This window comes from Rhodococcus sovatensis (assembly GCF_037327425.1).
GTDB classification, from domain to species: domain Bacteria; phylum Actinomycetota; class Actinomycetes; order Mycobacteriales; family Mycobacteriaceae; genus Rhodococcoides; species Rhodococcoides sovatense.
This window is the reverse complement of sequence record NZ_CP147846.1, coordinates 5,346,741-5,358,734: the sequence shown is the minus strand read 5'-3', so window position 1 is coordinate 5,358,734 and position 11,994 is coordinate 5,346,741. Positions and strand designations below refer to the sequence as shown.

The window sequence follows — 11,994 nt, the reverse complement described above, 5'->3', positions numbered from 1 at the left end:
CCGAACGCTTCTGAAACAGAAGTGAGTATGGTGCTTCTGAATGAGAATCTTCTGGGTCAGAAGTGGAGTTTGCGAATCCTGTGGGAACTCGAAGCCGGCCAGCTCGGGTTCCTGGAGCTCAGACGACGAATGGACAACTGCTCGTCGAGCATGCTTGCAGAACGACTCAGACAACTCCAGGATGCCCGACTGATCGAGAAGAGCCCCTCGCGGACGTACGAGCTAGCCCAGGCAGGTGTTGCACTCAGCGCGGCACTCGAACCACTGTGGCAGTGGTCGGCGGAATGGGCTGCGGCGCAGTCCGATGATCCGCTACCGCCGAGGCCGGATTCGAATACCGACTCCTAGACCAGCACCGACCAACTCGATACTTCTGCGTCCCGACGCCGCCTCCGGCGGCTCCTGAACTATCTTCGGTGCATGGATAACGTCGAGGCCTCGTACGCCGACCGCGCCGAGGAGTATGTGCGCGTCGTGGGTTCGATGGAGATGGTGCACCCGTCCGACAAGCAACTCGTCACCGATTGGGCCCGGTCGATCGCTGGCCCTGTCATCGACGTCGGCTGCGGGCCTGGACAGTGGACCAACCACCTCCACCTGCACGACGTCGATGTACGTGGAGTCGACCCGACACACACCTTCGTCGAACATGCACGCACCACTTACCCGAGCTGCCGGTTCGACGACGGCCGGGCCGAAAATCTCGATGCGCAGTCCGGTTCCGTCGCCGGGATACTCGCCTGGTACTCGCTGATTCACCACGACCCGGGCGATATTCGATTTGCGTTCGAAGAATTCGCGAGAGCGCTCAGACCCGGCGGAAAACTCCTGATCGGGTTCTTCGAGGCCCCCACCCTCGAACCATTCGATCATGCGGTCATCACTGCGTACCGGTGGCCCGTCAGGGAGTTGAGTGCGCAACTCGACGGTGCTGGATTCACGATCATCGAGACCCACACCCGCACCGGACTTGGGTACCGGCCACACGGCGCCATTCTGGCCGAACTCACGAATTCGGACGACAACTCGCGGCAAGAATAGTCGAGACTCGACACCGCGCCCGCCCCTATCGTTTCGATCAGAACGAAGGAAGGTTTACACGCGATGCTCGAACGATGGAACGCCGCACTCGATTACATCGAGGACAACCTCGACGGTGAGATAGACCCAACCACCCTGGCGCGGATCACCCTCTCGTCCGAATACCACTTCAGGCGGGTGTTCTCGGCCCTGGCCGGAATACCGTTGTCGCAGTATGTCCGAAGCCGTCGAATGACGTTGGCTACAGCGGAAATTCTCGACGGCACCGGCATACTCGAGGTCGCCGCGAAGTATGGGTATTCGTCGGGCGATGCATTCAGCCGAGCATTCCGGCAGATGAACGGCATGACCCCGTCGCAGGCCCGTCGCCCTGGAGCTGTCCTTCGTTCGCAGCAAGCCGTGTCATTTCAACTCACCATAGGAGGGCGGCGCACCATGCGATACCGCATCGTAGATCTACCGGAGTTTTCAATTGTCGGCAGGAAGACCCGAATCCCACTGAAATATCAGGGCGAGAACCTCGCCATGACCGAATTCCATCGAAGCCTTCCCGCGGGAACTGGGACACAGCTACGCATGCTTGCCGATATACCGGATCTGCCTGAAATCTTGTTCGTCAGCACCGGATTCGAGTCCGAGCGTGAGGACGGAAGCCTTTTCGACTACTACTTCGCCGTGGCGGCCAGCCACGCTCACGATGACTGGGACAACCTGGCGGTGCCTGCATCGAAGTGGGTTGTGTTCGAAGCCACCAGTCAGGAAAATCTCACAGACGCACTGCAACGGTTGTGGGCAGACGCGTTCAGCGAGTGGTTCCCGTCCAATCCATACCAAGTGGTGCCGGGGCCGGAGCTGCTGACCATCACCGAGAAGTCCGAGGACTGGAGCTCAGGGAAGGGCGAGCTGTGGATTCCTGTGGAGCGTAACTAGGGACCGCGGTCTCCATCCGAGGTGTCGCAGGCAATTCCCAGCCCTGAACGCAGAAGCTGCAGGTTCCACCCCGACCTCTTGCGTTATATGCACTCAGTATGCAATATTCGCAAATGAGCCAGGCACCCGCCGCACTCATCGCCGAGGAGGACTGATGATCACAGTGACCAGCGCTGCGGGCGGAGTCGGACGTCTACTGATCCGACAACTCGCAGTACAGAATGTGCCCATTCGCGCAGTCGTGAAGAATGCGGCCCAGGCTGCGACCACCCGGCAGGACGGAGCGACCGAGGTGGTCGTAGGAGATCTAAGGTCGGCCGAGACCCTCGATACCGCCCTGACGGGGGCTGACGTCTTGTACCACGCGGCACCGACTCAGATCATCGACGAACGACCGATCATCGATCACCTGATCGCGTCAGGGCCTCCAAACGGGCTGCAGCACATCGTATTCCACTCCGTTATCCATCCACACCTGCATCAACTGACCCACCATCACCAGAAGGACATCGCCGAAGGCCTGCTGCGTGAAAGCGGAATCCCCACCACGGTGCTCAGACCGTCGCACTACATGCAGAACTACCTAGAAGTATGGGAATTCCTGCAGGCGGGCGTCATGCCGTACCCGGTGTCCCCGGACAGCGTCATGGGTGTTGTCGACGTCGCCGATGTCGCAGAGGCCGCGGCGAACATCCTGATCGATCCGCGGTCACACACCGGTCGCACCTACGACCTCTCCACGGTAGAACTCACACGCCACGAGATGGCACAGATCTGGTCGCGCGTGCTGGGCCACCGGGTGACTGCCATCCGGATTCCCCCGTCATCCCTGACGAACTCACTCAACGTGTTGCCTGCACTCGCCTCGGTTATCGGGCATGCTGTGCGATCGACGAAGCTGCACTCGGTCGGCCACCTCGCTCGCGGCGCTCAGGCCGCGTCGAACCCTCGTGACATGAAGAACTGGCCGCCAGATGCACGCGAGGCGTACCGCACGATGATGACCTACTACGACGGTCACGGTCTACCGGCAGGAGATCTGACGACCCTCCCGGCTCTGCTCGGGCATGCACCCACCTCGTACGAAGAGTTTGCACGCCGGTCCAGCGCAGAGCGTGGTCGCACGCCCGTGGACTTACACCGATGATCCGCGCCAGCCCACGGTACCTGCCTGGGCGCTCGCTGGTCACCGGCGCGAGTTCCGGAATCGGTGCCGAGTTCGCCCGAACGCTGGCCGCCCGGGGCTCCGATCTCGTGCTCGTCGCACGACGGGAAGACCGACTGACGACCCTGGCGGACGAATTGGAGCGAACTCACGGCATCCATTGCCGGACAGTCGCCTGGGACCTGTCGGTGGAAGCGAGCGGACGCCGGCTACGGGAGGTCGTCCCCGAGCGCATCGATCTCGTCATCAACAACGCCGGATTTGCCGTTCAGGGTCCGTTCGTCGACGGCGACGCCGACGACTTCGCGCGCCTAATCGCCGTCGACATCCGCGCCGTGGTGGACGTCTGCTCGGCATTCCTCCCTGACATGATCGCTCGCACGAGCGGGACAATCATCAACGTTGCCAGCACGACTGCGTTCCAGCCTGTCCCGTCACTCGCGGTGTATGCCGCCGCCAAAGCATTCGTCCTGAGTTTCAGCCAGGCCCTGTGGTTCGAATCGGCCCAGCATGGAGTCAGAGTGTTCGCACTCAACCCTGGCCCCACCCGCACCGAATTTTTCGACGTCATCGGAGACACCGCTGCAGCAGCCGGAAGCTACCAAACACCGACCGACGTCGTGTCCACTGCAATGCGTACACTCGACGCCAGACGGTCTCGCCCGCAGGTGATTTCGGGCCGACGAAACACCATTCAGGCCATCGCGGCGGGTCTCGTCCCCGCGCGAGTTCTACTGCCCGCCCTCGACCGGATGCTCCACTAGGTCCGAGCCGGACGCGACACCGTCCAGGCACCTCCAAGGAATGTAGTGTCACGAGCATGGCCAGGGTCTCCAGATTCACACTCGCTGATCGGCAGGAAGCCGTCGCACGTGCTTTCGGCGGTTCCGAGAGCCCGGCGACCGTGGCGAGCTCACTGGGCATCCACACCACGACGCTCTATCGCTGGGCCGGGTCGTCGGCTACCGACGAACCCGGGCCCGCAGCGACCCGACTGATCGAGGCCACACAGGAACTGCTGCGGGATGCCGATTACGCGGATATCACGATCGAAAGCGTTTCTCTCCGATGCGGTCTCGCACCGAGAACCGCATTCCACCACTTCCCCACCAAGCGTGAACTCTTCCAGGCTGCCGTCGACGACGCCGCGACCGTGCTGATAGACCGCATCCACGAGAAATCGACAGCAGCCACCTGGCCGGGCACCCCACTCGAACAGCTGCAGACATTTCTTCGTATCGCGGCAGCGAGCATCTACGACACCCCGAGAACCCACGTACTGTTCCGCAATCTCGGGGTACCGAAATCAGAGGGCTCAGCCGAACGTTGGCATGACAGCTTCGTAGATGCGATCGCCCAGCTGCTCCGTGCTGCGACCGAAGCGGAGCAGATCGACGGTGATACAGACGTATTCGCTGCAGCACACCTCCTCACCGGGGCGATGCGCGGCATTCACACAGCAGTATTCGACGGCGCCGATGCCAACACCGCACTGGGGCTCGTCGAAAGAGTGCACCTGCTGATCCCGCCTTCGCGACCTGTTGGTGCATCTCACGGAAGGAGGCCACCGCGGGGCCAGATCAGTTGACAATTCCAATGGAGTGAAACTAGGGACCGCGGTCTCCATCCGAGCTGTCGAACGCCAGCCACACGCCCAGCCCGCAATGCTGCGAGCCTGCACCCCCGTCCCAAGCAGTGGCGCATCCACCGCGTCGAGCTTGCGGACGCCTCCCCTGGGTGACGGACGTCCGCGACCAGCGAAATAACCGATCCCGACCAGTATCAAAAATCTATGGCAGCGGGAGTAGACATTCGGGATCGGTCTGATTATAGTTCCTTCGGTAAGGCAAAGAGAGATCGCAAGGCGCGGGAGAGAACGAACTGCCCGCGAGCAGTACGCAGGACGACGGCAGCACCATCGCCGTCGAGCAGGTGTAACTGGAAATTGGAAGAAGGAAGGAGTTGCGTATCGTCAGTTCGCCCGCATAGACAAGATTTTCGGGGCGAACATTGCAGTTGCTTCAGGCAAGTGGAAACAGATGGTAGTAATTCCCCCCAGGGCCCCGGTGCTTCGGCACCGGGGCCCTCCGACTTTTCTGCAGCCAGGTCGACCGGCCACCCAGGTCGGCTGTCAAACCTCGGTGCCGGGAGCCTTCGCTCGATTGTCGATTGCCTTTTGCAAGTCGGAGTTGCGGCTTCGCGCGTCGGCCAATTCATCTTCCAGAAGCACTATGCGACACGCAGCGTCGAGGGCCATACCGTCGTCGAGTAGATCCCGAACGCGCGATGCGATCCTGAGTTGATACCGCGAATACCGCCGGTGACCACCCTCGGATCGGTGCGGAGACAGAAGTTTCGCCTCGTCGAGGCTACGCAGAAAACCTGGCGTCGCACCGAGCATTTGCGCGGCCGTGCCGATGTTGTAGGCGGGATAGTTTTCGTCGTCGAACTTCTCGCTGGCCGAATCCTCGCCAGCTGTACTGATGTGCGAATCCACAATGCCCTTCGGGTGCTTCACGCTCGAACTCGAGACCGGCACGAGGAGAGCTGCTGCAAAGAACACAGCACCGAAGTGCCACCGACTCCCGGCAGTTCGAGCGGACAGCATCAAGCGCTGACCGAGCGTCGGTCCGCGAAAATAGTACCGTCGACGCAGGCCTGATGTCTACTGCAGCCACGTGAGATTCTTGTGCGGGTTACGTACCCTTCACCCATGCGTGCACTCGTGTTGTTGCTCATGGCGCTCGGCCTCGCGGTGGGTCTCCTGCCGATGCTCTCGGACTTGATCCAGGAGACCTTCTTCGCGCCCGAAGTCGACTACAACGGCGTCTACGAACCATTGCCCGGCGCAGCAATGAGCAGAGCATACGAGACAACTACGGACATCTCGTTCGAGGTTCGCACCGGGCTCATCTTCGACTGGTGGGCGAGCATCCTCCCCCTTGTCGGTGCAGGCCTCGGCGCCGCACTCGGAGTCGTTTTGGGCAGCAAAGGCTTCCGCCTTACACGCGAACCGAAGGCCTGACCGGCCCAACGACGATATGCCTACCCGCTCCACCCCCAGTTGTACGGGTTCACCACGATTCGGTACCAGACATCGGTGTTCGGCACATTGGTGCACGGCACCAGAACGATCGACTGCGACGCCTGCTCGAGCGACTGGGCTTTGTTGCAGAGATACTGCCCACCTTCACCGGAAGATTCGGCTCGATAGACAGGTCCGTAGTGCCAAGGATCGGCATTCGCGGTCGCCGCACCGACTGTGGCCCCCGCTGCGATCGGCAGCGCCATCATGCCCGTGAGGACCGCAATTCTTCGGCTGACATTCTTCATGCTCGTCACACCCTTCGTCGACTGTCGTAACTGTCACGTCGGGCAAAGAGAGACGGACGTTACCGGCGCCGAAGAAGCGGGGCGGTGACCATGGCCCGCCCAGCTTTCGGATCGGCGCCGGCTCGACCGGATCAGTTCGCTGCTTCGTATGCCTCCACGATCTCTGCAGGGATACGGCCGCGATCGTTGATGTCATATCCACTGTCGGCTGCCCACTGACGAATTGCGCGCGTCTGCGCAGGGTCACGCTTCGTCGAGGCGGCAGGTTGCGCGGGAGCGCTGACGACGGCTCCTGCCGATGCAACCTTGCGCTTGCGTCCACCTACGCGCGTGGCGAAACCGACGTAGTAATCGAGCTTCTTGCGAAAATCGTTGGCGTTCTTGTTCTTCAGATCGATGACATAGTCGACGCCGTCGAGTGAGAACTCGATCGACTCGCCTTGGCCCTCGTCGATCGAGGTGCCGTCGATGTCATCGACCAATTCATAGATGACTTGCTTAGCCACGGTGCGAGGCCTTTCGTGTCGAGGGAATTAGTACCAGGTTAGCCAACTACCGATTGAGCCTGAATTCCGGGGAGTCCTCCTGTCACATTCTTCTGATTCCGATATGGGCACAGCCGGTCTACCCACATTGGCTTCGATTAATTCGATATTCAAACCCAACGGTCCATTTATCGGTCGAAGATTGTGAAAAGGCTGAGAATATCCTTGACGGTTGAACTACAAGGACTCCCGAAGTCGTCCACGACTATTCGACGACGAAGTGATCGGCATGCGACAAGCTCGGGCTCTAGGCTCGGCGGTATGCAGTACTCGGATCCGGCAGATGCTGTCTATCGAGCACCAATGCCAGGCGGCGTCGAGCGTGCCCTCACCTACGGACTCTGCGGTATGTCGGTAACTGACGAACGCTCGCTGCGACGGGTCGCGTGCTTCGAGAAGGTTCCGGAGCAGGCCGTACCTTCGGCAACGCTGCGCACGTTCGCCCGCGGTGGTCGCAATTTTCAGCAGACCCACGACCCGCGGGTCGGTGCCGAGTCGGCTAGCGTCTGGCGAGCGCGCAATCACTGACCTAGGGATCGACCTGCACGACGAGCGGGTCCGAGCACTGCAATCGCGTCACAAAAGTAATAAATGTATTAATTAGATGGATTGTTGGTTACAGTGAGCCCGTGACCGACTCACCTGAGCCTGACTTCTGGTCGTTCATCGACACCGCCAACACCACGCTGGCCCGGGACTACGGCTTCGCGCATCAGTTGTCCACCGAGGTTCTGCTGACACTCAACCGGGCGTCGAATATCGTCACCTACGACTTGGAGGCGACGGTTCATCGCCCGAGAGGCTGGTCATGGTCGTCGTTCCGCCTACTGTTCGTCACATGGCTCGCGGGTCCGATAGAGCCGAGAAGGGCCGCTGAGCTGACGGGCATGAGCCGCGCAGCCGTATCGAACCTGTCCAAGACCCTCATCGCCAGCGGCCTTCTCGCCAGTACGCCTGACGAGTCGGACGGTCGTTCGGTGCGCCTCACCCTCACCGAACAGGGTCACACCGAGATGGTCGAGACCTTCACGGAACAGAACGAACGGGAGCACGCGTGGACGAGCGTTCTCACCGAGCCCGAGCAGCGGATCCTGGTGATGCTGTTGACCAAACTCATCACCAACCGCAGCCAGTTCGACGTCCGCGGTCGCAATTGACGGTTGCGCAGATCACACTCAACTAATTAAGCTATTAACTACTAGAAGCAACAGGAGTGATCACGTGGCCTACTACCGGCAGCTCGGATCGGTTCCGCCGAAGCGGCATACGCAGCACCGCACTCCCGACGGCGGCCTGTTCTACGAGGAACTGATGGGAGAGGAGGGTTTTTCGTCGGACTCGTCGCTGCTCTATCACCGCCACATACCGTCGGCCATCGTCGATGCCACGGTTTGGGAACTGCCCGATCAATCGACCACCCCGAATCACCCCCTGATGCCGCGGCACCTGAAGCTGCACGAGCTGTTTCCGGATTCCGTCGTCGCAGACACCGACGTCGTCACCGGCCGACGCCTCGTTCTCGGCAACGCCGATGTTCGACTCTCCTACGTCGTCGCATCGAAACCCTCACCGCTGTATCGCAATTCGATCGGCGACGAGATGATCTACGTCGAATCCAGTTCCGCGACGGTGGAAACAGTGTTCGGAGCGCTGCAGGTACGGCAAGGCGACTACGTGCTCATTCCACGCGCGACGACTCACCGTTGGATTCCCGACGGCACCCTGCGCGCCTACGCCATCGAAGCCAACAGTCATATCGCACCGCCAAAGCGCTTCCTGTCGAAATTCGGGCAGCTACTCGAGAACGCTCCGTTCTGCGAACGCGATCTGCACGGTCCGATCGATCCTCTACTCGTCGACGGAAGCGACGTCGAAGTGCTAGTCAAGCACCGCGGTTCGACGGGCATCATCGGAACTCGGTACGTGTATCCGCACCACCCGTTCGACGTGGTGGGGTGGGACGGTTGCCTGTACCCGTACACGTTCAACATCTCGGACTATGAGCCGATCACCGGCCGCGTACATCAACCGCCGCCGGCGCACCAGGCGTTCGAGGGTTCCAATTTCGTGATCTGCAATTTCGTTCCACGCAAGGTCGACTACCACCCGCTGGCAATACCGGTGCCGTACTACCACTCCAACGTCGACTCCGACGAGATCATGTTCTATGTCGGCGGCGACTACGAGGCCCGCAAGGGCTCGGGCATCGGGCAGGGATCGATCTCGGTGCATCCGGGTGGTCACGCTCACGGGCCACAACCCGGTGCATACGAACGCAGTATCGGTGCCGAGTTCTTCGACGAACTGGCTGTCATGGTCGACACGTTCCGCCCCCTCGAGCTCGGCGAAGGTGCGCTCGCGTGCGAGGACACCGGGTATGCGTGGACGTGGGCAGGCCGGGGACCGAACCGATGATTCCTCCGTTCTTCCGTCGACTGTGTGACGACGCCGCCGTCTTTCCTCCCGGCAACGCGCCGCTCGATGTCGCTGTGCGACAACACCTCGAGTACCGAGCAAGTTCATTCGCCGGCTTGGTTGGCCCGTTGATCGTTCCCATGGATCGCGTGACCGAGCTGCACCTGGGGGCTCGGATGGAAGTGGCATTGACCGCGCCTGCCGGCCCCGGCAGCGTGGAGGCCGGACTGCGTGCCGCCGACCGCACAGCCGGGGTGACGGTCGTTGCCATCGAAGTGGCAGTCCCCGACGGCACGAACATCGATGCACTGCGCAACATCACCCAGGACATCGACATCTATGTCGAGATTCCCCGAGACTCTCGAAGAGGCGACATCTTCGACGCCGTCGACGAGTTCGGCTATCGCGCCAAGTTCAGGACCGGCGGTGTCACCGCCGACCTGTACCCGAGTGAGCAGGAACTCGCGTCGGCAATCTACGAGGCGGCGCAGCGGGAGGTTCACTTCAAGGCCACTGCAGGCCTGCACCACGCGGCCCGTAACACCGATCCTCACAGCGGCTTCGAGCAACATGGCTTTCTCAACGTGATCCTCACGGCGCAGGCCGCACACAGCGGTGCTCGCGTCGGTGAGCTCGAGAAGGTACTGGCAATCCGAGATGAGGAGGTCCTCGCCGGACACCTTGCCGGAATCGCGGCCGAACGCGTGTTCGCATCGTTCGACACGTGCAGCATCCGTGAACCCCTGGACGATCTAGTACGCCTCGGACTCCTCCCACCCCAATGATCAAGGAGCGCCGTGCATGACGCACATCGAGATTCCCACTGACTCCGAATTCGGAATCGACAACCTGCCGTACGGCGTATTCAGCACCCCCGGCACACCCGCGCGTGTCGGAATTCGGTACGGCGACAGCGTGATCGATCTGCACGTTGCTGTGGAAGATCCGGACTTCGCATCGCCGAGCCTCAATGCGTTCATGGGCCGTGGGCGGAGTCGGTGGGTGGAGGCACGCGAGTCGGTCACCGAGATGCTCACGGGCGGCACGGTGCCCTCGGAAGCGGTCCACTCCGTGAACTCGGTGACGATGCACCTGCCGTTCGAGGTTGCCGACTACGTGGACTTCTATGCCTCCGAGCACCACGCCTCCAACCTCGGCCGCCTCTTTCGCCCCAATGTCGAACCGCTGCTACCGAATTGGAAGCACCTGCCCGTCGCGTACCACGGCAGGGCAGGCACGGTCGTCGTCTCCGGAACCGACATCACCCGGCCTCGCGGCCAACGTAAGGCACCCGACGAGCCGTCGCCCACCTTCGGACCGAGCCGACGGCTGGACATCGAAGCCGAGATGGGCTTCGTCGTCGGCGTTCCGTCCGACGGTCCCATATCGCCGGATCAGTTCTCCGAGCATGTGTTCGGGGCCGTCATCGTCAACGACTGGTCTGCCCGCGACATCCAGGCCTGGGAGTACGTGCCGCTCGGGCCGAACCTCGGCAAGAGTTTCGCGACGTCCATCTCGCCCTGGATGGTCCCCTTGCTCGCTTTGGAGCAGGCGAGGGTCTCGACGCCGGTACAGGACCCCGAGCCGCTCGAGTACCTCCGCGAATCTCGCTCCTGGGCTCTCGATATCGATCTGACCGTGTCGTGGAACGGGCACGTCGTTTCTCACCCGCCCTACAGTACGATGTACTGGTCGCCGGCTCAGATGCTGGCCCACGAGACCGTCAACGGCGCAAGCAGTAGAACCGGCGATCTGTTCGCCTCAGGCACCATCTCCGGACCCGAGAAGAACCAGCGCGGCGCGTTCATCGAATTGACCTGGGGTGGCGCCGAACCCGTGACGCTAGGATCGGAGACCCGCACCTTCCTCGAGGACGGCGACGACGTCGTCATTGCCGCAAGTGCGACGGGTCCCAACGGATCTCGCATCGGATTCGGCGATGTCCGTGGTCGTATCAAACCGGCCTGAGGGCACCTACTCGCGCGTTCGCCGGTAGGCAGGGGCTTTCGGTGTTCGATCTGGCTCGGCGGTGTTCAGCAACGGCATCGCTCGAAACTCCACCAACTCCGAGAGCACGACCACACTGGTCGACCGCGCAATTGTACGAGATTGGTTGAGTACGATCAGCGTTCGCTGCAGATCGTCGTGCGAGGCAGCAGCCACCCGACACAGCACATCTCCGGCCCCGGTCGTCGCGAATGCCTCCAACACCCCGGGTATCTGCTCCAGAACGGCGACGACGTCACCGAGCGCGCCCTGAGCAATCTCCAACGTGACGAACGCCTGAACCCCATAACCGGCTGCAGCCAACCCGATTCGAGGCTGATAGCCGGTGATGACGCCGGTGTCCTCGAGGCGCTGCAACCGGGCCGACACCGTCGCGCGTGCCACCCCGAGCGTTCGCGACAGCTCGAGCATGCCAATCCTCGAATTGTCATGCAGCGCAGCAAGCATCGCTCTGTCCAACTCGTCCAATGCGGATTCCATCATGCACCTCCAGTTTTCTATACAGATGGTATAGCAATAGTTGCCTTGACCTGCCCTATCTGTACAGCATGGATAGCA

General features: G+C 61.6%; 16 protein-coding genes. 12 read left to right on the top strand and 4 right to left on the bottom strand.

Annotated elements, in window-relative coordinates:
* Positions 1-27: 27 nt before the first annotated feature.
* From WDS16_RS24965 to WDS16_RS24940, 6 genes are all read left to right on the top strand, one after another.
* Entirely contained in the window at positions 28-348 is a 321-nt protein-coding gene (locus tag WDS16_RS24965; protein WP_338888590.1) for a helix-turn-helix domain-containing protein, read from the top strand.
* Positions 349-420: 72 nt separating this feature from the next.
* Positions 421-1,041: a class I SAM-dependent methyltransferase gene (locus WDS16_RS24960; RefSeq protein ID WP_338888589.1), complete on the top strand. Its 621-nt coding sequence runs from the start codon at positions 421-423 to the stop codon at positions 1,039-1,041.
* Positions 1,042-1,104: 63 nt separating this feature from the next.
* Positions 1,105-1,971: an AraC family transcriptional regulator gene (locus WDS16_RS24955; RefSeq protein WP_338888587.1), complete on the top strand. Its 867-nt coding sequence runs from the start codon at positions 1,105-1,107 to the stop codon at positions 1,969-1,971.
* Between the two features lie 154 nt (positions 1,972-2,125).
* Positions 2,126-3,118 carry an SDR family oxidoreductase gene (locus tag WDS16_RS24950; protein ID WP_338888586.1) on the top strand — a complete coding sequence of 331 codons (993 nt, stop codon included), beginning with the start codon at positions 2,126-2,128 and terminating at the stop codon, positions 3,116-3,118.
* A complete protein-coding gene (locus WDS16_RS24945) occupies positions 3,115-3,900 on the top strand; it encodes an SDR family NAD(P)-dependent oxidoreductase (RefSeq protein WP_338888584.1) in 786 nt (261 codons plus the stop codon). The genes WDS16_RS24950 and WDS16_RS24945 overlap by 4 nt, the downstream gene beginning before the upstream one ends.
* 56 nt (positions 3,901-3,956) lie before the next feature.
* Positions 3,957-4,724, top strand: a complete 768-nt coding sequence (locus WDS16_RS24940; protein ID WP_338888583.1) for a TetR family transcriptional regulator — start codon at positions 3,957-3,959, stop codon at positions 4,722-4,724.
* A gap of 543 nt (positions 4,725-5,267) precedes the next feature.
* On the opposite strand, the gene WDS16_RS24935 is transcribed toward WDS16_RS24940, so the two are convergent.
* On the bottom strand, positions 5,268-5,654 hold the full coding sequence (locus tag WDS16_RS24935) for a MerR family transcriptional regulator (RefSeq protein WP_338888582.1): 387 nt from the start codon (positions 5,652-5,654) through the stop codon (positions 5,268-5,270).
* 195 nt (positions 5,655-5,849) lie between these two features.
* On the opposite strand from WDS16_RS24935, the gene WDS16_RS24930 reads away from it, so the two are divergent.
* The gene (locus WDS16_RS24930; protein WP_338893642.1) at positions 5,850-6,161 is read left to right on the top strand and encodes a hypothetical protein; all 312 of its coding nucleotides are present in this window, start codon (positions 5,850-5,852) and stop codon (positions 6,159-6,161) included.
* Positions 6,162-6,181: 20 nt separating this feature from the next.
* Here WDS16_RS24930 and WDS16_RS24925 read toward each other — a convergent pair whose 3' ends face one another.
* Together WDS16_RS24925 and WDS16_RS24920 are read right to left on the bottom strand one after the other, a co-directional pair.
* The gene (locus WDS16_RS24925; protein ID WP_338888581.1) at positions 6,182-6,469 is read right to left on the bottom strand and encodes a hypothetical protein; all 288 of its coding nucleotides are present in this window, start codon (positions 6,467-6,469) and stop codon (positions 6,182-6,184) included.
* Positions 6,470-6,600: 131 nt separating this feature from the next.
* Positions 6,601-6,975: an Lsr2 family protein gene (locus WDS16_RS24920; RefSeq protein ID WP_338888580.1), complete on the bottom strand. Its 375-nt coding sequence runs from the start codon at positions 6,973-6,975 to the stop codon at positions 6,601-6,603.
* A 300-nt stretch (positions 6,976-7,275) separates the two neighbouring features.
* Here WDS16_RS24920 and WDS16_RS24915 point away from each other — a divergent pair, with 300 nt between their 5' ends.
* The 5 genes from WDS16_RS24915 (at position 7,276) to fahA (ending at position 11,397) form a co-directional block, all read left to right on the top strand.
* Positions 7,276-7,542, top strand: a complete 267-nt coding sequence (locus tag WDS16_RS24915) for a hypothetical protein (RefSeq protein WP_338888578.1) — start codon at positions 7,276-7,278, stop codon at positions 7,540-7,542.
* A 101-nt stretch (positions 7,543-7,643) separates the two neighbouring features.
* A complete protein-coding gene (locus WDS16_RS24910; RefSeq protein ID WP_338888576.1) occupies positions 7,644-8,171 on the top strand; it encodes a MarR family winged helix-turn-helix transcriptional regulator in 528 nt (175 codons plus the stop codon).
* Positions 8,172-8,235: 64 nt separating this feature from the next.
* A complete protein-coding gene (locus WDS16_RS24905; RefSeq protein WP_338888574.1) occupies positions 8,236-9,429 on the top strand; it encodes a homogentisate 1,2-dioxygenase in 1,194 nt (397 codons plus the stop codon).
* Positions 9,426-10,214, top strand: a complete 789-nt coding sequence (locus WDS16_RS24900; RefSeq protein ID WP_338888572.1) for a hypothetical protein — start codon at positions 9,426-9,428, stop codon at positions 10,212-10,214. Before WDS16_RS24905 ends, WDS16_RS24900 begins: the two co-directional genes overlap by 4 nt.
* Before the next feature lie 16 nt (positions 10,215-10,230).
* A complete protein-coding gene (fahA, locus tag WDS16_RS24895; RefSeq protein WP_338888570.1) occupies positions 10,231-11,397 on the top strand; it encodes a fumarylacetoacetase in 1,167 nt (388 codons plus the stop codon).
* A gap of 6 nt (positions 11,398-11,403) precedes the next feature.
* On the opposite strand, the gene WDS16_RS24890 is transcribed toward fahA, so the two are convergent.
* Complete coding sequence (locus WDS16_RS24890; RefSeq protein WP_422395716.1) at positions 11,404-11,919, bottom strand: Lrp/AsnC family transcriptional regulator; 516 nt, start codon at positions 11,917-11,919, stop codon at positions 11,404-11,406.
* Between the last annotated feature and the right edge of the window lie 75 nt (positions 11,920-11,994).